The sequence below is a fragment of the Acidovorax sp. KNOB132 genome, from assembly GCF_057541515.1.
In genome coordinates this window covers 1-21,562 of record NZ_BAAJYT010000051.1, presented here as the reverse complement: position 1 = coordinate 21,562, position 21,562 = coordinate 1, and the positions used below count along the sequence as shown (strand labels likewise).

The window sequence follows — 21,562 nt, the reverse complement described above, 5'->3', positions numbered from 1 at the left end:
CTGGCGCGCCACGGTGGCAGGTGCGTTGGCGGAGGCAGGCAGGGCTTCCAGCAGGCTGGGCTGCGGGTTCTTCTTGATGGATTCGGTCACGGCGACCCCAGGTTGAGTGACCACGGACAGTAGTTTGTCTGCGTAGGTGAATTTGGGTTCAGCTCTGAAAGCGCCGTGCGAGTCGAAATAGACCTCGAACAACATGCCCGCGAGCAGATGCTGACCAGCATCATCTGGCAGTTGGCGCAATTGAGAGGTGAGTGCTGCCACGAACTCCATTGCCTTTTGCGAGTTTCCACAGGCGGCTTGGTAAATATTGCGGCCAAGAACGAACCATGATGACCCCTCTATACCCTCTTGCTCGCGCAGTGAGCGAATCTTCGAAATAGCAGGGTTTTGCGTATACCAGTTGTGAGACTTCAGGTCCCGAATGATTTCGTTGATCATCCCCGGAGCATCGGCCGGATAGCTCTGATCCTGCAGAGCCTCCTGGTTGTACTGAAGCTTAAGAACCTGCTGCACGGCAGGAATTCCGATATCGGGCTGCGCAATATTTGCGTCATTCACTACCACTATCTGCTGTGCAGATTCCGCCTCCACTTCGGCCTGAACGCCGGGGTTAGGGGCGACTTGCAACTCGGGCTCGGGTTCTTGTAGCACAGGTGCAGCTAACTCTGTTGGCTCCGACTGCTCTGTGTTGATTTGGATCGCAGCTGCAAGATGAGTGAACAAGGCAGGATCGGTCTTCGAGAGGCCTTCGACCAGATGTCCGATACCGGCGATCGTGAGGTTCGCATGCCCGACTTTGCGGCGGAACTCTGCCATAAGCCTGGGATCGGCAAGTTTGAGTTCAGGCTGAGTGTTGCCAACGGCCTTGCGATCTCCGCGCACGAGTTCCTTGCGCATCTTCGGTGCATAAACCCAGTCACTCTTCTCATCCCGAGTGATGAACAATACCTTTGGTAAATCACCTTTACGATAGGTAGCCTCTTCGAGAATTTCAAACCAAATGATCAGATCGCCAAAGCGGTTTTCCGATTTGTCCTCATCGCGAAAACCAGGCGGAAGTCGGTGCTCAAAACGTCCGGGGCCATCACGACTCGCTTGAGAACACAGTGTAGCCAGATCGGAGTCGAGGATAACGGAAGACAGGTGCCCGTCGATTTGCTCATGAATGACGCCAGATTCAAAGTTCTGAGAGAAGACACGCGTAAAAGGAGCGAGCGCATCAATCGCTCCGCGGAATCCCCCGATAAACGCCGCGCGATCGCCGGGGAACTGGATTCGCCGCAAGGAGGCATCATCGACGAACAGGGATGCCGTTTCCAACAATCCGTTGAGTAGCTTCGAGGCTTGATCCGCTTCCTTTCTTTTGGGCGTGTAGGAGTCCAATGTCTTGGAGGTCACTCTGGCGAGGTATTCGCTTGCAGCCCACGCAGGGATGGCAAGTCTATTTGCCGCCTTGACCCTCTCAGACCACTGGAAAAACTCCAGCCGCGCTGCCTCATGCAACTTATAGAGATAAGTAAGGATGTTGGTATCGAGAATAATCAGCGTCTGTGGGTCGCTAGCTAGGGCAGCGATCTCACGCAAATGCTCATCTAAAGTCCTGTCGATCAGGTGATGCCCAAAAAGCATGCAAGCCTTTCCTTTGTGTAAGTCGGAACGATATTGAAGCGAATCCTGATCAAACCATCAATGTCCGCTCACTGGATTACATAATTTCAGCCAAAGCCAAGAGTTTCATTTCAAGCCGACCGCAAGTGACTCCGTTCAGCCTGATGGAGACATACGATTTACCCTTTCACGTGCCCCTGACGGTTGCGAGCTTGCGTGAATTCATCGATCAGGTCATCGATGCCCACCGCCTGCGCAGTAAGCAATCGGTCCAGTCCATTTCCGAGTTGCTGAACTTCAGCCAAATCAGCCTGAGACGGGAGCTGCACGGTGGCAAGCATTTCATCCGCTCGGACGCGAGCGGCTGTTTGTGATTGAACAGCCATACCTGCAACCGGTTCGGGCACGTTAGCCCCTCACGCTGGAGCGAGCATCAGATGCCCGACTTCAGACTTGGCAGGCCGCACCTTGATCTCAATGTCGTAACCCAGTCGCGTAAGGCAATCCATCAGCTTGCGCTCGGATAAATTGCTGAAGTCGCCACGCATCATGTCGGAGACTTTGGGCTGCGTGATGCCCATTAGCTTTGCGGCTTCTTGTTGGGTGAGGCCACGGCTACGCATGGCCTTCCTGATCTCGATGACCAAGCCGGTTTTGATCTTGAGCTTTTCTGCGTCAGCCAGGCCGAGGTCGGCAAACACGTTGCCAGAACTGCGATGCACCTCAACGCCTTCGACAAGATGAGTTTTCATTTGCGCAACTCCTTCACATACGCTTCGGCAATCTTGAGCCTAGCGTGAACAATGTCCATGTCCTCTTTGGGCGTGGCGATGCCGCGCTTGCTCTTCTTTTGAAAGCAGTGCAGGACGAATACTGCTTCCGCGAATTTGACGGTGTAGACAGCGCGATAGGTACCACCGCCATCGTCCTCCACCACTTCGAGCACACCGGCACCGCCAAAGCCTTTGAGCACCTTCGCGTCGTCGTGCTTGTCTCCAGCTTGCGCCAGGGACAGCGCAAAACCGAAGTGGCGCCGCACGTCATCAGGCAATGCCAACAAGTCCTTGTAGCTGCTGCCGATCCACTCCAGTGGTTTTTCAGATGAGGACATGGTCAAAATATATATGAAAAGGTATAAATTGTCAATATCCGATCTTCGGCGAGAGCTTCCCAGTAGATGGCAAAAAGCAATGACTTACGTCCTGCGCAAGCATGAGGGCACTCATGGAAGGTTGGTCCCGAAGAAGGTGTTTTTAGCCGCTGGTAACAGCCACCATGTAACCAAAGCATGAGTTTTGCTGTGCTGGATGATGCTGGACTCGAGCGGAAGAACTGCCGCTGGCGGCGAAAGCTTGGATATTTGGCATGCCGTTTGCAGCCACCAGAACGGCCAGCCAGCGCACTTTTTTTGCTCGGCTGGTAGTGGTGATACCGTGACGACCGGAAAGCGCTCAAAACGCGATCCAGCCGATTGGTTGCTCAGCGAACGCGACGGCGTTTTTTTGTGCAGCTGCTCGACTTGACGGTCCGGCGGCTCGAACGCTCCTGGCGGAAATATCCTGGTGTCGCGCAGCGCATCGCATGCTTGCTGCCACAGCTCTTCCGGTTTCCACCAAGCGGCCTGGTGGCTGCGCCAGAAGGCGTGGACCTTGCATACATGCTCCGTGTGCTTGAACGCACCCAGAGCGGCTTTGACGCCGTCCTGGCGGCACATAGCAAGAAACGATTTTTCGGTCAGCGGGTCAAGTTCGGTCCCACTGGCGCACAGATCAGCAAAGTGGAAACGGGCGAAGCGGTTGGTCTGCTGCGAGAGCTTCCACAGCGGCAGGCCGCGCATCTTCTTGCCGCGCACTTCGACGCGGGCGATCTCAGGACCGCCGAGAACTCGCTTTAGCTGTTTGATCTTGTTGGCTTTCAGTGGGTCATCATTGAAGCCCGACGAACCCGATTGTGCGATAGCCATGATCGCCGCGTGAACAAGCTCTTGCTGCTTGTTGTAGGCAGTTGTCTCGTAGTCACTTCTGACGCTGCCAAAGTTGTAGCCCTCGATGAAGCCGCCTTTGCCAACGCGCTTTGCCATCATGCTCATGCGCTGGGCGTTGTCGTAGCGTACCAGCATGCGGGTCAGGGCAGCATGGTAAATGTCCACGGCAAAGTGAACGACGTTCAACAGCGGGCGACGCATCAACTCGTTGTACTCGTGACGACCGATCAGGCCACGCATGACGTGATGGATTTGCTGGGCATCGCCGTCAGCAAACTTTGCCGGGTTGCACTCAATACGAATGCCGCCCTTCTGGCGGATGGAGTCAACAGCGCCGATCTGAACCAGTGCTTTGCTGCCGCCACCAAGCAGGATGTTGAAGTTCTCACGGTACCGGGACTTGCCGAAATAGGCGCGCTCACACGCTCCAGATTCGATCAGCTTGTTGATGCTGCTGCGCAGCTTCTGGAGCACGGTATCTTGATCAAGGCGGTCATAGGTCCAAGCCAGGATAAAGGCCAGACCATCCACAACAGGTGTTTGTGGGGAAGGTTGCAGAACAACGGGACGGATTTTCATATCACTGCTTTCAAGACTGATGGATGGAGTCGATGGCTCTCAGGCACATCGACTGCATCTGCTGCATCTGGTTGGCGCCGCACACGCACTGGCATGAACGTTATTGCCGGGTGGGCATGCTGTTCAGTGTGAGTGCGATCAAGCGCTGCGCACCATGCTGCTGATGCACAAGTTATTTACAGTTTTGGTTTTTGGCTCTGAGTGCAGATGGCTGGTGAAGCCAGTTGCTGCAGCCAGTGGTTCGGAGCAGCAAAAGGAGCCGCCTGTTGACGCGCAGAACTGGGCTGCGCACCGCGTGTTGTGGTGGCGCTGATATGGTGTGGTTAGCTGCTGCTGGTACGTAGTGCTGGTACTGCTATTTGTCGATATAGCTGGTACTGATCACATATCTCACACACATCACATAGCTCAATCACACTCTTGTTAGAGTCACCGGAACCAACACCAATACAGCAACTGCACGGGAGCTCATTTGCACTCAGAGACCCCGTGCGTTGGTCATCACTGCTACCGCTGTTTGCGCGGAATCACAATGTCGTTGTTGCGCGTGTTGCGCTCGTTGCGGCTGGTTGGCGCAACGGGTTTTGCGTGGTCAAGATCATCCAGATCATCGCCCTCGTCGTCGTCCGCATCCCAGTCGTCCGGTTGATGCTCATCGTCGTCGTCGTCGCCATCCTCGTCATCTGAATCGCCCGCGCTAGAGCCTTCTTCGTCGATGGGATCGAGATCACAGGCCTCCAGCCATTCGGCCAGCATCGCACCATCCCATCCGTCCGGCACAGCCCCGAACACCATGCGGAGCTTGCGACTCACATTGGACTTATTGAGCCCAACAAGCTTGCCAATCTCTTCCAAGCTCCATTCGTCAGCCTTGAGGATCGCCATCAAGCGCGTCTTCAGGTCATCAGCGACGTAGGGGGTGATCTCGGTTTCGAGACCGTCATCGGTTAGCCGCACACAGCAGAGCACCTTGCCACTCGCCTGATTTAAAGGGCTTGCCAGCTCAGGGCAAGAAAAAACAAAAGCTTCATCGAAACCTGGATTGGGTGGGCTCGGTGCGACCACGAAAAGCTCATTTGGAATACTTGAGCTATTGGCGTCATAGATCAGATCAGGGCACAACAGAATTACGTATGCGCCAATAGCTTCTGCTGCCCGCCGCAAGTGAAGCAGACCCTCAATGTCGGGGGCAGCGCCTGCGGGTTGCTGCAGCACGATGCAGCTAGCTTCGCGCTCCTCACGCCCCAGAGAAAGTGTTGCGATGGCGGCAGGACTTGTCCAGTCCAGCTCCCTCGATGCCTCACGGTAAGCAAGCTTGAAGTTGTCGGTGGCCAGTGCTGAAATACCCAGCAAATTGTGGATGCCACGTAGTTGTTCCAGCTTGCGCGGAGTGTTCCGAAAGAAGCAGATCACTGACTCGCAATCCGGCATTGGAATTGGAAGGTCGGCGGATTGTTTTGCAAGAGCCTGGACAATGACGGCGTGAACGTAGAGCGTCACCGCACTGTACCGCCCGACAACCATCGTGAGACCAGGATTGAGTGCTGAGATCGCAGTGAGGGACTGCGACAGCTTGCTCAGCTCTCTTTTCTTGTTTGGACGGTGAGAATCGCGGCTCATGCTACATCCCCTACCAATGCCCCTGCAGCATATGCTTTCACAACGGAGAAAGGCAACATGCTGCTACGGCCAACTTTCATCGGGGCCGGCAAGACACGCTTTTGAATATCGCGGTAAACAGTAGCATGAGAGCGCTTGCTGATAAAACACGTCGCCGCAATGCTGATTGAAGGCTCCATCCCTGCATCGCACTGCGCCTTGATAACCGCGAGCTCACGAATGAAGGCGGCCAGCTTGCGGTCTTCGCGCATTTGCTTTTTGTCTGCAGTAACGATGACTGGTTCTTTGCCGCCCAAGGGCAATGAGGTTGCAAGCAGTTCGCTGGCACAGCGAGTTGCCTCAGTTGGCACAACTTCGTTCGGGGAGACAAGCTGTTGCAAGTGCGTCGTTCTGATCTTCATGATTTGTCCTGAGTAGTTGCGAGATGCCAGTGGCCACCGACAGGACGAAGTTTCTTGAAAGAACGACCAGAAATAAGTGACGCGAAACGGTACCTTCGAGCGTCACATTGGGGAAGCGGGCATTCCTCCCTGCGATGGGAGATGATGCTAAAGAGGCCGGGCGCTTCCCAACGCTCTGCCCGCAATAACAGTTGTTGCGGTTGTGTGCGCAGCTACACGTTGAATGCGAGTCCGCGATAGCCGTAGTCCCGTAGGCTGATCGCACGCTCTATTTTTTTGCGCACTGCTTGTGTCAACTCATTGATAGGCGCGGCGCGCTTCGACCGCCCCACCACTCGTTCGACTTTGACAAGTTTGTTGGCCTTGGAGTCACGGCGCCAGTCACTTACCGTAGACACCCCATCCACTTTTTTTGCAATTTCGAGATGGGTCAAGCCTGCATCCAGCAGGTCGAGAATTTCCAAGTACTCGGCGAAAGCACCAAACCTATCGACGTGCTTTGGGGGGCTTTGGACAAAGCCGCTATCCACAAGTGTTCGTTGATGGTTCTCTAGTACCGTTCTGAGACTTTCGAGCTGAAAGTCGATAGGTAAGGTCAAGTCAAAAAGGGCGCTGACCTGGGCAGCCGTGAGAGTGTCTGGCGTAGTACGGTCACGCACAAACGACCGACGGTCCGAACCACGGAAAACTTCGGCCATTCCTACTGTCGTCTCCACAGGCGATTTCCGCAGCCGCTTGTCAATTTTCTTCAAAGAGTGGGTACACGCGGGCAAAGGTGGATAGCCAAGCCAGCCGATTTCCTCACTCAGCTCGTCATTTGACTGAAACCGATCAGCTGCAGGCACATGGGAAAGACCAAATTGCATGGGTATTTCATGCTTCCACATCCCGGCCATGTCGCTACCTGCGACCTCTATGCCCGGGTCGTACCACTTGGACAGCGAGTACGTTTCCAACCTGAACTTCTTTGCAACCGTTAGCCAGAGGTCGTCTTCACCCATCTGTTCACGCAGTCTCTGCGATTGGTCCATGTAGTCACCAACCGACTGTTGCTCGGCGTTAAAGCCTATCCTTCTCGACAGATCGAAAAATTGAACGTCAAGCTGACGGACGATAGCTTCGACTACCGGCTGCTCTTCACTGGCTCCTCCCGTGCACATCGAAATGTGTAACCTATGCTCGGGGGGAAGTGCAGACAGCTTCTGATAGGCGTCACGGTATACAGGATTGCGCCGCAAAAATTCCCACGCCCACTGCTGCGAGGTCCTCGCGTCACATCTGCCAGAAGTAGCCATTGCGCGTCAAAGGTTCCAAGTCAAATTCATGACCGAATTCTGACTCACTTCGTCTCACCAAAGCGCAGCATCAATTGTGGTTAGAAATATGGCTCATAAACAAAAAAGCCACCTTGCGGTGGCTTTTTGCTTTGCAAATCATAGACTTACAAAAATTACTGGCGGAAACGGATGTTTGCGGCCCTATCCGCTGTTGCGTACGCGCTGCAACGCGCGTTTGATCACCGACGTGGAGACGCCGTACTTGTGGGCTAACCCCGCCTGCGTGATGCCTCCAGCTCTGTACTCCTCGACAGCCGCCGCCTCATCCTCCGCGCTAAGCGCACGCACTCTTCCAGGGTGCCTCCCCCTCTCCCTCGCCGCCAACTGGCCGGCAATCGACCTCTCCCTGATCATCGACCGCTCGAGCTGGGCAACCGCGCCCAGGATCTGAACGACGAACACGCCCATGCTGTTGGTCGTATCCAGCGGCTCAGTCACGCTCTTGATGGTGGCACCGACGCGATCAAGGTGACGGAGCATGTCGAGCAAATCGAACAAGCTGCGAGCTATTCGGTCGATCTTATAGACGACAAGTACGTCCCCCTTCCCCAGGTTGGAGAGGCACCGCGCCAACTCCTGCCGGCCACGCCTAGTAGCACCGCTGGCCTTCTCTTGATAAATCCTCTCGCAGCCAGCCTTGACCAGTGCATCCAGCTGCAGTGCTGTGTCCTGATCTTGCGTGCTGACCCTTGCATATCCGATAAGCATCAATGTCCCTTTCTGGGACGGGAATGTAGGTGGGGCAATGACGCCTCAAAAGCCCGAATTGCCGGCCTCCAAATCAACTCGGATATCAGTGCCTGGTCAGGGCTGTGTGGTGCGTCGCTGCACACCTCTGCCGGAAATCTGCGATTTCCTCTGAGGTGCTCCGCTGGGGGTGGGGCGCTGACGCGCAATACCGTGTTTATCAGCGACGAGTGAGGGCCATGCCTGTCCCTCGATAGCGCCTCGCGGCAGGCCTGGGCGGTGGGGTGATCGCTCCGTTGCGCCTGGCCAGGCTCGCAAGCCGTGTGCATGGTGGCGAGGGCGCGCTGGTGGCCAGGTGCCCGATGGCGTGGGGTACGTCGCGCGGCGAAGGTCTACATGGGGCGCTGCCCCATACCCCGGGGGGCCTGCAATCACCGTGCGGGGGAGGTGCGCTCCAGACTCCTGCCGCAAATCTGCGATTTGCTCTGGAGTCCTCCACTGGGCCGCCGTGGGAGACCGTGGGTGCACCGTGGCACTGCCTCACGGCAGAACCCGCTGCACCCTCCAGGCTCTCCGGATTGCCGTGCAATCCTCCAGACCCCGCAGGGCTCCGCTCAGTAGCCCGACTGCGCCGGCCGGCGCAAAGACAGCTCGCCGGACACCTGGGCGGTGATCTGGGATGGCGCAATGAGCCCGGTATCGTGGCGCGGGTACACCTCGGGCATGGGCAGCGTGCGGGCCGGCACAGGCTCGGCCGCATAGCCAGCCGAGGGCGAGGCGCGCGCAATGATCGCCTGGCGCTCGTTGGACACCATGCCCTCGCTCTCCAGCGGCCACTGGGTGGCAAGGGCCTGCCACTGGCCGAGCTTGAGGTGCGCCGCCTGGTGGAGCACGACGATCTCCACGCCCAGGGCGCGGAGCTGGTCGAAGGTCGTGCGCTCGGCGACGTGCGTCGTGCCGTCAAGCCACTCCACCACGCCAGTGACCCGGCCACGCGCTTCCATCAGGCCGGCCAGGCGGATGCGGCCCTTGCTGGACATCTCGACGAGGTAGCGCTCTTGCGCGGTGAGAGTGTCGGGCTGTGCCTGCGGAGGCGGCAGCACGGCAGGCACTACAGCAGATGCAGCAGGTCGAGCGGGCAGTGCTGCCGGCGCGGCCGATGTGGGCACCAGGGGCACCATGCCAGGCGGGGGCGCAGGCTTGGCAGGCGGCTCTGGGTGGAAGAACTTCCAGGCCGTGGATGCGCCCCAGATGCCCAGGCCCAGGGCCAGCGGCAAGCCGTATTTGATCGCGGAGTTGTTCCAGACGCGAATGCGAGGGTCCACGTAGTTGGCGGTGTTGGTGGACTCGCTCACATGGCTGGCGTAGGTGCCGAAATACTTGGTGTCGTACTTGTTGACGTTGCCGGCGACCTTGGTGAATTCGTCGTTGCCTCGGCCCTTGTAGATCGTGACCTGGTAACGGTTGTCGGCGCCCAGGGCGGTGAGCTTCTCGAAGGTCAATCGCTGCTCGACACGGCGGCGCCACAGTGCCAGCACATCGGGCAGGCTCTGGCCCATCAACAGCACGTCGATGCCGCGGTGCCCGTGCTCCGTGACGAACTGGGTCAAGGCCTCGCTGGGCCTGTGGCGGTTGGGCCACCAGTTCTGTGCCTCGTCGTAGACGTGCAGGGCGTTGTCCCGCGTCTTGCGGATCCATTGGCCGTCCATCACGATCTTCCGACCGCGCTCCTCGACCTCGGTGTTGCGCATGTCGTCGCGGGTCAGCGGGTGCAACAACTCCTTGACGCGCTCCAGGGGCAGGCCTGCAACCTCGGCAATGCGCTCGAAGTTCAAACCCTCGATGTAGGCCACGACTTCACGACCTCGCTGCAAGGCCGGAATGATCTGAGTGACCATGGCTTCGTAGCTCTTACCTGCGCGTGGCAGGCCTTCAAAAAACAGGATGGACATTTGTTACCACTGGGCGAGGGTGAAGATCTTGCGGAGCAACCGGAAGGCGAGGCCGCCGGCGATGATGGACAGGGCCGTGGGCACGCCGCAGGCGGTCACGATGAAGATCACGGCGGGGTCGAGGCGGACCCAAATGGCATTGAGGCCGCCAGCCAACCAATCGGGCACCGGGATGTTCGCCAGCAGGGTGACGATGCCGTCGACCAGCAGGCCAAAGACGTAGACGAATATGTCGGCCACGAAGTCCCACAGGGCTTTGAACACTGCAATGACCAGGGCCTTGAGCCACTCGGTGATTTCGCTGAGCATGGTGTCTCCGATCAGTTATCGACAGCGATGCGAAAGGCCACGTAGGAGGCCACGAACATGAGCGCAACGGACATGAGCGCGTAGGCCTGCAGAGCCCAGGGAGCACAGAAGGCGGTCAACGTGACAGTGGTGTTGAAGTAAGGGACGTTCCAGACCCAGGCGGGGCAAGAACCGCTGCCGCGCACGGTCAGAAAGCCGGTGACGGCAGTACCAAGGGGAGAGCCCTGCAACGTGTCGCGCGCCTTGGTCAGCACGCTGCCAATGGTCTTGTCCTTCTTGGTGTAGATGTCGCTGGCCTGGATGCCGGTGGCCGCGCCACCGCAACCGCGGGACATGGGGTTCTCCTTGCACTTGCCGTCGCCCTCACCATCGCCGGTACCCGTGCCCCCGCCGGTGTTGCCTCCGGTATTGCCACCGGTGTTGCCACCGGTGTTGCCACCGGTATTGCCGCCGGTATTGCCTCCGGTATTGCCACCGGTGTTGCCACCGGTGTTGCCACCGGTATTGCCACCGGTATTGCCGCCGGTGTTGCCGCCGGTATTGCCACCGGTGTTGCCGCCGGTGTTGCCTCCACCATCACCAGGCGTGCCACCAGTGCCGCCGCCTGGGCTCCCCGAGCTGGGGACGCAGGTGGTGCGGCCATTGACCGACCCGACAGCACCGTCACACGTGGGAGGAGGCGGGTCGTTGTTGGGCGGCGGGCTGTCGCACTTGGTGCCGTCCAACTCGTAAGTACCCTGGCCAACGATGGCATTGAAGCCGTTTGAATTGGTATCCATGTCCAAGTAGCCCTCCCAGGACTTGAGAGTGGCGCTACAGCCGTCAGAACACATGGCGCCGGGTGGATCGGTGCGCGTACCAACCACATCGGCAGAGCCAGCGCCATCAACCGCGTATTGGCCTCCGGAACCTGCTCGGTAGCGAGCCCACCCGATGCGCGATCCGTAGCTGATGGTGTCGCCTTTCTTGCAAACTTTGGGCTGCAAAGCCGCGCCAAACTGGACGGCGTCATAAACAGACGCCTCAGCGTAGGGACATACAGCGCCACGCTTGGCAAGATCAATGGACGAATCGCGCTGGATGTAATACCAAGTGCGGGCCCGAGTGATGCCCTCTCCACAAGAATCGGTGGGAGCGCGAGACTGCCAAAGAGCGACCAACTGAGCAGGGGTGCCGCAGTTGCGCACGTTGTCGCAGTAAATGTCATTAGCAGTACCGGCTGCACGCGCAGAAGGTGACTGCGTTAATAGAAGAGTGAAAAGCGCGAGACAAAGGATGCGCATGGAAAGTCAGCCATAAACGAGGCCAGCAACGCATGCCACGCCGGACAGGCCACCGATGAAAAGGGCGAGGATGAGCCACATAAGCAAAAAGGGCCGGTGTTACCCGGCCCCTCCTCCATCAACCGCGCTTGATGAAGTTGAGCACCTTGACGGATGCCCACTCAACCACGATGGGAGTCACCTTGAGGGCGCCAACCGCCAAGATGGCGGCACCGACGGCGGCGTACTGGATATTGCCGGTGAGCGTGCTGAAGTCCATGATTTTCCTTTTGGCGACTAGCGCCGTTTGATGAAATTAACCACTGCCCCGACGCTCCACCCGATGAGGTAGCTGGCGACGACCGTTGAAAAACCCCAGGCCCAGACAGTGGCAAATTCGGCAGGCGTGGGGACTGCAAAAGCAGTGAGGGAGCCCAGCTCAGCACCAGTGACAAGCACGAGGGCACAACTGGACATATCGGAGGGCTGCGTGCTGGCTACGAGCACCACGCCAGAGGGATCAACACCGGCACAGATCACGGCGCATCCCATGAAGACTGCAGGTCAGTCCGATGGAAGCGGCGCAGGCGCCGCCCGCCATCGGACTGACCTGGCTGACGCGCGAGCACATCAACCATGAGGAGGTCACTCCACCGCGTCCAAAGTGAGATCAACGGGGGTCACGCTGGTGACCTCGCCGGTCTCTTTGTCGGTGCTGCGAAAGGGCTTGCGCGTGTACCCGCCCAGCTGGGCCAAGACCGAAACTTCTTCGCCCTTTTGGCCGAGCTGGGCCTTGCTGCGGACCTCGACGGTCTGCGGACGGCTGTAGGGGTCGGGCGCGGGCGTCACGATGCGCGTGTAGCGCGTTTGTTCGTGGCGGCGGGAAGCGTCAATGCGGCCCTTCACCAGCACCTGCATGGGCTGGATCTTGGTTCCCTGAGTTGGGGAGGCTACGGGTGCGTTCATGATGGTCTGATCCTCTGTATCTGGGCCTGCAACTCCGGCCACTGGAGGCCGGCACTGCCGCCGGCGGGGTCTACCTTCTTGGGGATGCCGATCACTCGGACTTCTTCGATCAATTCGCCCGAGGTGCAGCCGGTCATTTCCAGCGCCTGATGCATGTATTTGCCGTAGCAGCGTTCGAGGTGATAGAGGCCGTGGGCCAAGCTGCCCATCGTTTCTTCCTGGCTCGTGGGGATGGCCTCTGCGGCCGCTTCCAGCATGTGAGCGAGAGCTGGATAAGCGCCAGTGAAGTACCGATCCGGCTTGGTCAGGACGTCGAGCGGGATCACGCGATCCCGATTGCCCAGCCGCACCTCGAAGCGCGTCCAGTTGCTATCGGGCATGTTGAGCTGCAGGCCTTTTTCGTAGACGCAGAGCGCCTTGCCGTTTTTGAGCTTGCCAACGTACATCGTGCGTCCCTTCGTGCCTTGTTCGTGCCAGGCGCCCTGTGTGTCCAGATCAGGGTTACGCCCACGATTGATAAATGCCCCCGAGTCGTAGAGGCTCAGCGCGTCGTCAACGCTGTATTCGCCTTCGAGGAAGTCCACTGCCAGGTCCACGCGTGAGAGCGTGGCGTCGAGGCCTTCGAGCAGCTCTTGCACACTGGCCCAGTCGTTGACCAGGCCGCAGCCCTTGCCGTTGAGCTGAAGCAGCCAGCGGCCCTTCTGGGACTCGCCGCCGCGCGCGATCGCGCCCACTTCGACCTTGGCGCCATCGTCCAGCTGGAGGGTCAACCGATGGCGCTCGGTGAAGCCAAACAGGCCGCCGTCCAGCACTGCGGTCAGCCTGCCGGCCATGACTCCATCGAGGAAGCCCATCAGGCCGTGCACGCTCATGACTGGGGCATCGAAAGTGGCATTCAGCCAATCGATCTTGGCGCGCCTCGAATCAGCAGCGGGGGTAGAACTTTCCACCCGTGTTACAGCACGGGCGGAAGGCGCTGGCGCGCCAACAGGCCGCAGCCGCCAGGAAACGCCCCCCCCCGATGGATGGGGGGGAGTCATGCAACGCTGAAATGGTCATTTGGAGGCCTCCACGGTGACCGTGAAGGGGGTGTGCCACTGCACCGAGCACCCGAGCTTGCGCAGCTGGGTGACGTAGCCTTCAAAGGCCTGCAGGGAGGTGAAGCGTTTGACCAGGTCACCATCGGGCAGCATGCCGGGAGGGCAGGTGACGTGGTAGCTCTTGGGCATGTGGATCAGGGCGGAGCTCATGCGCGAAGCTCCCCAGCTTGGGGAGCAAAACGCCTTTGCGCTTCAGCTGTTGCCGTGACTGCCTCATCAGACAGGGACAGAAGCAGATCGCGCTGGCGGGCCAGGAACACGAGCTGGGCCTCGCCGGGCTTGCGCTGCAGCTTGTGGCTGTTGCAGATGCCGCCGCTGGTCACCTCGAGGTCGTGCAGCGTGCAGGCGGTGCGGGGGGCGATCACCGGGCTGTCGTGGCGCACCACTTCGAAGTGCGCGCAGTTGCGGCAACCAGGGCGGTCGCCGGGGGTCTGGTAGCCCACCTGGGCGTGCTTGGCGACGAGTCTCATAGCAGCACCAGAAGAGCCGTGCCGCAAAGCAAGAGGATCAGCAGAAGGAACCACTCGGGCGGCATCATGCGATCCCCAGAACGATCATCAGACCGAGGGCCAAACAACCGGACAACGCGAGCGCGCCGGCAAACGTGGCGAGGAACACGGGCAGAGGAATGCCCTCCCCCTGCCCGGCGGCTGGAGCCGGCAAGCTGGCCACCGTTTGGGTGGCAGGGGTCGGGCAAACGGTAACGCTGGACACGTGCACGAGGCGGAAAAAGCCGCCTGTGTCGTAAGCCAGTTCAAGGACGTTGCCGTCCACTGATCGGACCTTGTACTCGTCGCCTTGGTAGGTGACGCGCGCGCCTGCGGTGATGGTTGATGAGAGGGGCATGCCGGCTCCTGTGTGAGAATTACCAAAATGAGACTGGACTCAAATTGGGACCGGACGCAATCTAACACAAATGGACTCAATATGGCACCACTTGCAACACTCAGTGAATTAATCGAGCGCGCAGCAGAGGCTGCTGGAAGCCAACGCAAGCTAGCAGCGTTGCTTGATGTGAACCCATCAAACCTGATTGAAATGAAACAGGGAAAGCGCGCCTGCAGCTGGCGGCTCAGAGGAAAGATGCGCGTGATCCTGGGCGAGGAGCCAGCACGCGCGTTTGTGACCTCAATGGCTGAGGATCTGTCCGCGTCAGATAACGAGGACGAAAAAAAAAGCTGCAGATGGCTTTGCGGCCATGCTTGCAGCTTTTCCTTCGGATTGGCGGAAACGGAGGGATTCGAACCCTCGATGAGGCTCTACACCCCATACTCCCTTAGCAGGGGAGCACCTTCGGCCACTCGGTCACGTTTCCAATCCGGCTATTATGCCTCAGATTGAAGGCGTTTTTGCCTCGTCAAGCAGGCGACTGGTCCAGTTCGAACGCCTTGTGCAACGTGCGCACTGCCAACTCCACGTACTTCTCGTCGATCACGACGGAGGTCTTGATTTCGGAGGTCGAGATCATCTGGATGTTGATGCCCTCTTCGCTCAGCACGCGGAACATCTTGGCGGCCACGCCCACGTGGCTGCGCATGCCGATGCCGACGATGCTGACCTTGCAGATCTTGGCGTCGCCCACCACTTCCTGCGCGCCCAATGCGGGAACGACCTTTTCCTTGAGCAAGTCAATCGTGCGCGCGTAGTCGGAGCGGTTCACGGTGAAGCTGAAGTCCGTTTTGCCGTCCTTGCTCAGGTTCTGGATGATCACGTCGACATCGATGTTCGCATCGGCCACGGCGCCCAGGATCTGGTAGGCAATGCCGGGCTTGTCAGGCACGCCGAGCACGGAGATCTTGGCCTCGTCGCGGTTGAATGCGATGCCGGATACAACGGCTTGTTCCATTTTTTCGTCTTCCTCAAAAGTGATCAGCGTGCCGGAGCGGGCTTCTTCGTTGATGTCGATGTCCCAGGGCGTGAAGCTGGACAGCACGCGCAGGGGCACCTTGTATTTGCCGGCGAACTCGACCGAGCGGATCTGGAGCACCTTGCTGCCCAGGCTGGCCATCTCCAGCATTTCCTCGAAGCTCACGGTGGCCAGGCGGCGCGCCTCCTGCACCACGCGCGGATCGGTCGTGTACACGCCGTCCACGTCGGTGTAGATCAGGCATTCGGCCGCCTTCATGGCGGCGGCCACCGCCACGGCAGAGGTATCGGAGCCGCCCCGGCCAAGCGTGGTGATGTGGCCGTGCTCGTCGATGCCCTGGAAGCCCGTCACGATCACGACCTTGCCGGCGGACAGGTCCGCACGCACGCGCTGGTCGTCGATGGATTCGATGCGGGCCTTGGTGTAGGCGCTGTTGGTGCGGATCGGCACCTGCCAGCCGGCGTAGCTCACCGACTCCATGCCTTCGGACTGCAGCGCGATCGCCAGCAGCGCGGAAGACGCCTGCTCTCCGGTGGAGGCCAGCATGTCGAGTTCACGGTGGTAGGCGGACGTGGCGCGCGAAGGGGCCAGGTCCTTGGCCAGCCCGAGCAGGCGGTTGGTTTCGCCACTCATGGCGCTGGGCACCACCACCATCTGGTGGCCGGCCCGCGCCCATTTGGCCACGCGCTTGGCGACGTTGCGGATGCGCTCCGTGGAGCCCATCGACGTGCCGCCGTATTTATGAACGATCAGTGCCATTGGATATCTGGAATGACGAAACGCAAGACGGCGCAGGGAAAGGAGAAAAATTGTTCTGGCGCGCCGCCGTTTTTCGTGCAGGGATGGGGACCAAAACCTAGGAATTGTACCAACCGAGCACCTGGGCTTCGCGCACGGCAAAGCCGCGGCCGACCTTGATGCGGATGCGATGCCCCCGCGTGGTGCATGCGGCGATCTGGTCCAGCAGTTCGGCCAGTTGGGCCGCGGCCGGCGTGGTGCCGTGCACGCTGCGCAGCCAGTGTCGCAGCACGTTGGCCTGCCGAGCCCGGCTCAGCGACTGCAAGGCCGCCAGCCGCGGCGGCACGCCCACGGCGGCCAGATCGGCCTCGGCCAGTTCCTGCAGCAGTTCGCTGGCCTGCGCGGCATGCTCGGCGCTGCGGGCGAAGGTGTCGCGGAACTGGGGAAAAGCGGCATCGAGCGCCGGCAGCAGCCGGTGGCGGATCCGGTTGCGCGTGTAGTGCTCGTCGCCATTGGTGGGGTCTTCCACCCACGCCTGGCACCGCGCCACAAGCCAGGCGCGCACGTCGGCGCCGGCCACCCGCAGCAGGGGCCGATGCCAGTCGAGGCCATCGCGCTGCCAGTGCGCAGGCATGGACGCCAGACCCGGCACGCCAGCGCCCCTCGACAGCGCCAGCAGCAGGGTTTCGACCTGATCGTCGGCATGCTGGGCCAATGCTATTGTTTTTATAGCGGCATGCCCTAGTGTTACTTGCGCCAGACCCGCAAAAGCCTCGTACCGCATCCGGCGGGCGGTGTCTTCCGGGCTTTGGCCCGGCGCGGGACGTGCGTTCACGCGCGCCACCTGGAGCGGCACGCCCTGGCGCTGGCACAGGTCGGCGCAGTGGCGCTCGAAGCCATCGGCCGCCGCCTGCAGCCCATGGTGCACATGGAACGCATGCACCTGTCCGGGCCACCGCCCTGCGCAGGCCAGCAGCAGCGCGGTGGAGTCGGCCCCGCCGCTCAGCCCCACGGCCAGCGGCAGGGCCGGTGCGAAGGCCGCCATGGCGGCGTCGAAGGATTGCGTCATGCCAAAGGGACGTTTCAAAGGGCTGTGATGGCAGCGACTTCCATGCAAAACGGCCCCGAAGGGCCGCTGGGTTCATGGCATGGGGCGTGGTGCCGGAGCCCTGTGCTTCAGCGCGTCTCGGCCTTGGTGTCGGTGAAGCGGCCGTAGCTTTGCAGGCGCTCGTAGCGGCGGTCCAGCAGTTCCTTGGGCTTGAGATCGGCCAGTTGGCGGAAGGCATCGCCCAGCGCGCGCTTGAGGAAGGCGGCCATCTGCTTGTGGTCGCGGTGGGCGCCACCCACGGGCTCGCTCACGATCTTGTCCACGAGGCCCAGGGCCTTGAGGCGGTGGGCCGTGATGCCCATGGCATCGGCCGCGTCCTGCGCCTTGTCGCTGGTCTTCCAGAGGATGGAGGCACAGCCTTCGGGGCTGATCACCGAGTAGATGGAGTACTGCAGCATCACCACCTGGTCGGCCACGCTGATGGCCAGCGCGCCGCCGGAGCCGCCCTCGCCGATCACGGTGGTGATGATGGGCACTTCCAGTTGCGCCATCTCGAAGATGTTGCGGCCGATGGCCTCGGACTGGCCGCGTTCTTCGGCATCGATGCCGGGATAGGCGCCAGGCGTGTCCACGAAGGTGAACACCGGCAGCTTGAACTTCTCGGCCGTCTTCATGAGGCGCAGGGCCTTGCGGTAGCCCTCGGGGCGGCTCATGCCGAAGTTGCGCGCGGCGCGCTCCTTGGTGTCGCGGCCCTTCTGGTGGCCCAGCACCATGCAGGCATGCCCGTTGAAGCGGGCCAGCCCCCCCACGATGGACAGGTCATCGGCGAAGTGGCGGTCACCGTGCAACTCGACGAAGTCGGTGAAGATGTCGCGCACGTAGTCGAGCGTGTAGGGGCGCTCGGGATGGCGGGCGATCTTGGTGATCTGCCAGGGCGACAGATCGCTGTAGATGTCTTTGGTGAGCTGGTGGCTCTTCTTGCTGAGCTGGTCGATCTCTTCCGAAATATCGACGGCGCTTTCGGTCTGCACGTAGCGCAGTTCTTCGATTTTTCCTTCGAGCTCGGCAATCGGCTGCTCGAAATCCAGAAAGGTTTTTTTCGCCAACGTAATTCTCCTTGGGCTCCTCGCCCTGTTCAGGCCAGCACCACGGGCACGGACGCAGCATCGGTTGCCGCGCCCTCCCGCGAGGGCGTCAATAGTCCACCGGCAACGGGGCGAGCGACCGCCAAATATACCAACTCGCCACGCTGCACCAGGGCTTCCAGGCCTCTGCCACTTCGCGGGCATCGCTGCGGCTCACGGGATCACCCGAAAAATAGTGCTGGCTGATGCCCTGGATCAGGGTGGCATCGTCCAGCGGCATGACGTTGGGGCGGGCCAGGTGGAAGATGAGGAACATGTCCGCCGTCCAGCGGCCGATGCCGCGGATGGCGATCAGCTCCTCCGTGATGGCCTCGTCGTCCATCGCATCCCAGTCCTTGACGTGCAGCTTGCCGGTATCGAAGTGCAGCGCCAGATCGACCAGATAGTCCACCTTGCGCGCGGACAGGCCTGCGCCGCGCATGTCGTCCACCTTGAGCTTGAGCACGCTGGCCGGCGTCATGGTGCGCGGCAGGGCCGCGAAACGGTCCCATACCTTCTGCGCGGACGCCACCGACACCTGCTGGCCGACGATGCTGCGCGCCAGCGTGGTGAACGCATCGCCGCGCTGGCGCAAAGCCACGTCGCCCAGTTGCGGGATGAGCCGCTTCATCACGCGGTCTTTCTTGACGAGGTGCTTGCAGGCCTCGGCCCAATACGCGGGCGCGATCAGTTGCGGCCCGTCATGGGCTGTCTTTTTTCGTCGCAGCCACCGCTTATCCCGCCCGCACCAGAAATTTCACCGGCGCCAAAGGCCGCTTCATCCAGGAACCGCTCACTGCGCAGCCTCCCAGGTCGTGCCGGCGGCGGAGTCCTTGAGGACGATGCCCTGCTCCAGCAGCGCCTTGCGAATGCGGTCGGCCTCGGCGAAGTCCTTCGCGGCCTTGGCGGCGGCGCGCGCGGCGATCTGCGCCTGGATGGCGGCTTCGTCCAGCGTGGCGCCGGCCTTCAGGAAGGCTTGCGGATCGCCCTGCAGCAGGCCCAGGCACCCGGCCAGCGCCTTCAGCAGTCCGGCGGTCTGCGGCGAATGCGTGCGGTTGACCTCGCCGGCCAGATCGAACAGCACGGCGACGGCCTCGGGGGTGCCGAAGTCTTCGTCCATGGCAGCCTTGAACCGCGCCGCGTAGGGATCGGTCCAGTCGATCGAGGGTGTGGGCGCCGGCGCGACCAGGCTCAATGCCGTATAGAGGCGCTTGAGTGCGGCGCGTGCGTCGTCCAGGTGGGCGTCGCTGTAGTTGAGGGCGCTGCGGTAATGGGCGCGCACGATGAAAAAGCGCACGGTTTCGGCGTCGTACCTGGCCAGCACGTCGCGGATGGTGAAGAAGTTGCCGAGCGACTTGCTCATCTTCTCGTTGTCCACGCGCACGAAGCCGTTGTGCACCCAGAAGCGCGCCAGCGGCTTGCCGGTGGCGCCTTCGCTCTGCGCGATCTCGTTTTCGTGGTGCGGAAACTGCAGGTCGGCGCCGCCGCCATGGATGTCGAAGCTCTCGCCCAGCGTGGCGCAGCTCATGGCCGAGCACTCGATGTGCCAGCCGGGCCGGCCGGCACCGAAGGGGCTGTCCCACTTGGCTTCGGGCGGCTCCTCGGGCTTGGCGGACTTCCACAGCACGAAGTCCAGCGGATCGTCCTTGCCGTCGGCCACGGCCACGCGCTCGCCCGCGCGCAGTTCGTCGAGCGACTTGCCGGACAGCTTGCCGTAGCCCGCGAACTTGCGCACCGCATAGTTCACGTCGCCGCCGCTGGCACGGTAGGCCAGGCCCTTGTCTTCCAGCGCGCCGATCAGCGCGAGCATCTGCGGCACGTATTCGGTGGCGCGCGGCTCGATGGAGGGCGGCTCGATGCCCAAAGCGCCGATGTCCTGGTGCATGGCGGCGATCATCTCGTCGGTCAGCTCGCGGATGGTGATGCCGCGCTCCACCGCGCGCCGGATGATCTTGTCATCGATGTCGGTGATGTTGCGCACATAGGTCACGCGCAGGCCGCTGCTCTTGAGCCAGCGCTGCACCACGTCGAACGCCATCATCATGCGGGCGTGGCCGATGTGACACAGGTCATAAATGGTCATGCCGCAGACATACATGCGCACATGTCCGGGCTCCAGCGGAGAAAAAGGCTCCAGCGCACGCGACAGCGTGTTGTAGATACGCAAACTCATGGAAATTCAGTCAAGGGGTGGATGGTGCAGCCGGCGCCCTGGCAGGGGCTGCGCAAAGAGGCGGGAGCCTCCCGGAAGGGCCGTGCGCGGCGGTGCGCACATGCAAAATCAGGAGCGGCAACAGCGTACCGGCATGACAAACCCCTCAGCTACAATCCGCCGCAGTATAAGCCCCCGTTACGGCTTGACACCTCCAACCATTCCCGTCCGCCCATGAAGCATCCACAACGCACCCTTGCCCATCTCCTGCGCCTGATTGCCCTGTCGGCCTTGTTGGGTGCCCCGCTGGCCCACGCGGACGACTATGCCGAGATCACCCAGTTGCTCAAGGCAGGCAAGCCGGCGGATGCCCTGGCCAAGGCCGACCAGCGGCTCACCGCCAACCCCCGCGACCCCCAATTGCGCTTCCTGCGCGGCGTGGCCCAGGCGGATTCGGGCAAGCAGACCGAAGCGGTGGCCACCTTCACGAAGCTCACGGAAGACTATCCCGAGCTGCCCGAGCCCTACAACAACCTGGCCGTGCTGTACGCCAACCAGAACCAGCTCGACAAGGCGCGCACCGCGCTCGAGATGGCCATCCGCACCAACCCCAGCTATGCCACCGCGCATGAAAACCTGGGCGACATCTACGCCAAGCTGGCCAGCCAGGCCTACAACAAGGCGCTGCAGCTCGATGCCACGCACGCCAGTTCGGTCAAGCCCAAGCTGGCACTGATCCGCGACCTGTTCTCGACCGAGGCCAAGGCCTCCACCGCCAAGGCGCCCGCGGCTGCGCCCGTGGCCGCGGCGGCTCCCCGCCCCGCCCCG

General features: G+C 61.0%; 25 protein-coding genes, 1 tRNA gene and 1 pseudogene. 3 read left to right on the top strand and 24 right to left on the bottom strand.

What is annotated here, in order from left to right; genetic code table 11:
- Positions 1-1,629, bottom strand: a 1,629-nt coding sequence (locus AC27IO_RS09900; RefSeq protein ID WP_498738752.1) for a PIN-like domain-containing protein, incomplete at its 3' end; no start/stop codon positions are given.
- A 125-nt stretch (positions 1,630-1,754) separates the two neighbouring features.
- Between AC27IO_RS09900 and AC27IO_RS09895 the strand changes: the two genes are divergently transcribed.
- On the top strand, positions 1,755-1,982 hold the full coding sequence (locus AC27IO_RS09895) for a hypothetical protein (protein WP_498738750.1): 228 nt from the start codon (positions 1,755-1,757) through the stop codon (positions 1,980-1,982).
- A gap of 42 nt (positions 1,983-2,024) precedes the next feature.
- On the opposite strand, the gene AC27IO_RS09890 is transcribed toward AC27IO_RS09895, so the two are convergent.
- The 3 genes from AC27IO_RS09890 to AC27IO_RS09880 form a co-directional block, all read right to left on the bottom strand.
- Positions 2,025-2,360, bottom strand: coding sequence for a helix-turn-helix domain-containing protein (locus AC27IO_RS09890; RefSeq protein WP_498738748.1), 336 nt, complete (start codon positions 2,358-2,360; stop codon positions 2,025-2,027).
- A complete protein-coding gene (locus AC27IO_RS09885) occupies positions 2,357-2,719 on the bottom strand; it encodes a type II toxin-antitoxin system RelE/ParE family toxin (RefSeq protein WP_498738746.1) in 363 nt (120 codons plus the stop codon). The genes AC27IO_RS09890 and AC27IO_RS09885 overlap by 4 nt, the downstream gene beginning before the upstream one ends.
- 111 nt (positions 2,720-2,830) lie before the next feature.
- Positions 2,831-4,171 carry a hypothetical protein gene (locus AC27IO_RS09880; protein WP_498738744.1) on the bottom strand — a complete coding sequence of 447 codons (1,341 nt, stop codon included), beginning with the start codon at positions 4,169-4,171 and terminating at the stop codon, positions 2,831-2,833.
- A gap of 154 nt (positions 4,172-4,325) precedes the next feature.
- Between AC27IO_RS09880 and AC27IO_RS09875 the strand changes: the two genes are divergently transcribed.
- Positions 4,326-4,484, top strand: a complete 159-nt coding sequence (locus tag AC27IO_RS09875) for a hypothetical protein (RefSeq protein WP_498738742.1) — start codon at positions 4,326-4,328, stop codon at positions 4,482-4,484.
- A gap of 194 nt (positions 4,485-4,678) precedes the next feature.
- On the opposite strand, the gene AC27IO_RS09870 is transcribed toward AC27IO_RS09875, so the two are convergent.
- The 20 genes and pseudogenes from AC27IO_RS09870 to cysS form a co-directional block, all read right to left on the bottom strand.
- The gene (locus AC27IO_RS09870; RefSeq protein ID WP_498738740.1) at positions 4,679-5,791 is read right to left on the bottom strand and encodes a hypothetical protein; all 1,113 of its coding nucleotides are present in this window, start codon (positions 5,789-5,791) and stop codon (positions 4,679-4,681) included.
- Positions 5,788-6,192: a hypothetical protein gene (locus AC27IO_RS09865; RefSeq protein WP_498738739.1), complete on the bottom strand. Its 405-nt coding sequence runs from the start codon at positions 6,190-6,192 to the stop codon at positions 5,788-5,790. Before AC27IO_RS09865 ends, AC27IO_RS09870 begins: the two co-directional genes overlap by 4 nt.
- 212 nt (positions 6,193-6,404) lie before the next feature.
- Positions 6,405-7,352, bottom strand: a complete 948-nt coding sequence (locus AC27IO_RS09860) for a hypothetical protein (RefSeq protein ID WP_498738754.1) — start codon at positions 7,350-7,352, stop codon at positions 6,405-6,407.
- 30 nt (positions 7,353-7,382) lie between these two features.
- A pseudogene (locus AC27IO_RS09855) lies at positions 7,383-7,487 on the bottom strand (transcriptional regulator domain-containing protein); the annotation flags it as partial.
- Positions 7,488-7,670: 183 nt separating this feature from the next.
- Positions 7,671-8,237, bottom strand: coding sequence for a recombinase family protein (locus AC27IO_RS09850; protein ID WP_498738737.1), 567 nt, complete (start codon positions 8,235-8,237; stop codon positions 7,671-7,673).
- Positions 8,238-8,830: 593 nt separating this feature from the next.
- Complete coding sequence (locus AC27IO_RS09845) at positions 8,831-10,168, bottom strand: zonular occludens toxin family protein (RefSeq protein ID WP_498738736.1); 1,338 nt, start codon at positions 10,166-10,168, stop codon at positions 8,831-8,833.
- Positions 10,169-10,171: 3 nt separating this feature from the next.
- Positions 10,172-10,477 (bottom strand): hypothetical protein, encoded by a 306-nt coding sequence (locus AC27IO_RS09840; RefSeq protein WP_498738734.1) that lies wholly within the window; start codon positions 10,475-10,477, stop codon positions 10,172-10,174.
- A gap of 11 nt (positions 10,478-10,488) precedes the next feature.
- Positions 10,489-11,262 (bottom strand): hypothetical protein, encoded by a 774-nt coding sequence (locus tag AC27IO_RS09835; protein ID WP_498738732.1) that lies wholly within the window; start codon positions 11,260-11,262, stop codon positions 10,489-10,491.
- 616 nt (positions 11,263-11,878) lie between these two features.
- A complete protein-coding gene (locus AC27IO_RS09830) occupies positions 11,879-12,019 on the bottom strand; it encodes a hypothetical protein (RefSeq protein ID WP_498738730.1) in 141 nt (46 codons plus the stop codon).
- 365 nt (positions 12,020-12,384) lie between these two features.
- Positions 12,385-12,705 (bottom strand): single-stranded DNA-binding protein, encoded by a 321-nt coding sequence (locus AC27IO_RS09825; RefSeq protein WP_487091171.1) that lies wholly within the window; start codon positions 12,703-12,705, stop codon positions 12,385-12,387.
- Entirely contained in the window at positions 12,702-13,577 is an 876-nt protein-coding gene (locus AC27IO_RS09820) for a replication initiation factor domain-containing protein (RefSeq protein WP_498738728.1), read from the bottom strand. Before AC27IO_RS09820 ends, AC27IO_RS09825 begins: the two co-directional genes overlap by 4 nt.
- A gap of 183 nt (positions 13,578-13,760) precedes the next feature.
- On the bottom strand, positions 13,761-13,955 hold the full coding sequence (locus AC27IO_RS09815) for a hypothetical protein (RefSeq protein ID WP_498738726.1): 195 nt from the start codon (positions 13,953-13,955) through the stop codon (positions 13,761-13,763).
- Positions 13,952-14,275, bottom strand: a complete 324-nt coding sequence (locus AC27IO_RS09810) for a hypothetical protein (protein ID WP_498738724.1) — start codon at positions 14,273-14,275, stop codon at positions 13,952-13,954. Before AC27IO_RS09810 ends, AC27IO_RS09815 begins: the two co-directional genes overlap by 4 nt.
- Before the next feature lie 64 nt (positions 14,276-14,339).
- Positions 14,340-14,651 carry a hypothetical protein gene (locus tag AC27IO_RS09805; protein WP_498738722.1) on the bottom strand — a complete coding sequence of 104 codons (312 nt, stop codon included), beginning with the start codon at positions 14,649-14,651 and terminating at the stop codon, positions 14,340-14,342.
- A 376-nt stretch (positions 14,652-15,027) separates the two neighbouring features.
- Positions 15,028-15,120, bottom strand: a tRNA-Ser gene (locus tag AC27IO_RS09800).
- A gap of 42 nt (positions 15,121-15,162) precedes the next feature.
- Positions 15,163-16,431, bottom strand: a complete 1,269-nt coding sequence (locus AC27IO_RS09795; RefSeq protein ID WP_272548049.1) for an aspartate kinase — start codon at positions 16,429-16,431, stop codon at positions 15,163-15,165.
- Between the two features lie 97 nt (positions 16,432-16,528).
- A complete protein-coding gene (gene tilS / locus AC27IO_RS09790) occupies positions 16,529-17,479 on the bottom strand; it encodes a tRNA lysidine(34) synthetase TilS (RefSeq protein ID WP_498738720.1) in 951 nt (316 codons plus the stop codon).
- Positions 17,480-17,586: 107 nt separating this feature from the next.
- Positions 17,587-18,564, bottom strand: coding sequence for an acetyl-CoA carboxylase carboxyltransferase subunit alpha (locus AC27IO_RS09785; protein WP_272563991.1), 978 nt, complete (start codon positions 18,562-18,564; stop codon positions 17,587-17,589).
- Between the two features lie 88 nt (positions 18,565-18,652).
- On the bottom strand, positions 18,653-19,309 hold the full coding sequence (locus AC27IO_RS09780) for a DNA-3-methyladenine glycosylase family protein (RefSeq protein ID WP_487088693.1): 657 nt from the start codon (positions 19,307-19,309) through the stop codon (positions 18,653-18,655).
- A gap of 66 nt (positions 19,310-19,375) precedes the next feature.
- Positions 19,376-20,755: a cysteine--tRNA ligase gene (gene cysS / locus AC27IO_RS09775; RefSeq protein ID WP_498738718.1), complete on the bottom strand. Its 1,380-nt coding sequence runs from the start codon at positions 20,753-20,755 to the stop codon at positions 19,376-19,378.
- A gap of 213 nt (positions 20,756-20,968) precedes the next feature.
- Between cysS and AC27IO_RS09770 the strand changes: the two genes are divergently transcribed.
- Positions 20,969-21,562 (top strand): tetratricopeptide repeat protein (locus tag AC27IO_RS09770; protein ID WP_498738716.1); only part of this gene is annotated, 594 nt, incomplete at its 3' end.

Excerpts from the sequence above, each read along its gene's own strand:
- AC27IO_RS09815 (WP_498738726.1), bottom strand. The coding sequence starts at position 13,955 with ATGAGCTCCGCCCTGATCCACATGCCCAAGAGCTACCACGTCACCTGC.
- AC27IO_RS09840 (WP_498738734.1), bottom strand. The coding sequence starts at position 10,477 with ATGCTCAGCGAAATCACCGAGTGGCTCAAGGCCCTGGTCATTGCAGTG.
- AC27IO_RS09870 (WP_498738740.1), bottom strand. The coding sequence starts at position 5,791 with ATGAGCCGCGATTCTCACCGTCCAAACAAGAAAAGAGAGCTGAGCAAG.
- AC27IO_RS09805 (WP_498738722.1), bottom strand. The coding sequence starts at position 14,651 with ATGCCCCTCTCATCAACCATCACCGCAGGCGCGCGCGTCACCTACCAA.
- tilS (WP_498738720.1), bottom strand. The coding sequence starts at position 17,479 with ATGACGCAATCCTTCGACGCCGCCATGGCGGCCTTCGCACCGGCCCTG.
- AC27IO_RS09820 (WP_498738728.1), bottom strand. The coding sequence starts at position 13,577 with ATGAGCGTGCACGGCCTGATGGGCTTCCTCGATGGAGTCATGGCCGGC.
- cysS (WP_498738718.1), bottom strand. The coding sequence starts at position 20,755 with ATGAGTTTGCGTATCTACAACACGCTGTCGCGTGCGCTGGAGCCTTTT.
- AC27IO_RS09860 (WP_498738754.1), bottom strand. The coding sequence starts at position 7,352 with ATGTGCACGGGAGGAGCCAGTGAAGAGCAGCCGGTAGTCGAAGCTATC.
- AC27IO_RS09890 (WP_498738748.1), bottom strand. The coding sequence starts at position 2,360 with ATGAAAACTCATCTTGTCGAAGGCGTTGAGGTGCATCGCAGTTCTGGC.
- AC27IO_RS09850 (WP_498738737.1), bottom strand. The coding sequence starts at position 8,237 with ATGCTTATCGGATATGCAAGGGTCAGCACGCAAGATCAGGACACAGCA.
- AC27IO_RS09825 (WP_487091171.1), bottom strand. The coding sequence starts at position 12,705 with ATGAACGCACCCGTAGCCTCCCCAACTCAGGGAACCAAGATCCAGCCC.
- AC27IO_RS09810 (WP_498738724.1), bottom strand. The coding sequence starts at position 14,275 with ATGAGACTCGTCGCCAAGCACGCCCAGGTGGGCTACCAGACCCCCGGC.
- AC27IO_RS09830 (WP_498738730.1), bottom strand. The coding sequence starts at position 12,019 with ATGGACTTCAGCACGCTCACCGGCAATATCCAGTACGCCGCCGTCGGT.
- AC27IO_RS09795 (WP_272548049.1), bottom strand. The coding sequence starts at position 16,431 with ATGGCACTGATCGTTCATAAATACGGCGGCACGTCGATGGGCTCCACG.
- AC27IO_RS09845 (WP_498738736.1), bottom strand. The coding sequence starts at position 10,168 with ATGTCCATCCTGTTTTTTGAAGGCCTGCCACGCGCAGGTAAGAGCTAC.
- AC27IO_RS09875 (WP_498738742.1), top strand. The coding sequence starts at position 4,326 with ATGCTGCTGATGCACAAGTTATTTACAGTTTTGGTTTTTGGCTCTGAG.
- AC27IO_RS09880 (WP_498738744.1), bottom strand. The coding sequence starts at position 4,171 with ATGAAAATCCGTCCCGTTGTTCTGCAACCTTCCCCACAAACACCTGTT.
- AC27IO_RS09885 (WP_498738746.1), bottom strand. The coding sequence starts at position 2,719 with ATGTCCTCATCTGAAAAACCACTGGAGTGGATCGGCAGCAGCTACAAG.
- AC27IO_RS09865 (WP_498738739.1), bottom strand. The coding sequence starts at position 6,192 with ATGAAGATCAGAACGACGCACTTGCAACAGCTTGTCTCCCCGAACGAA.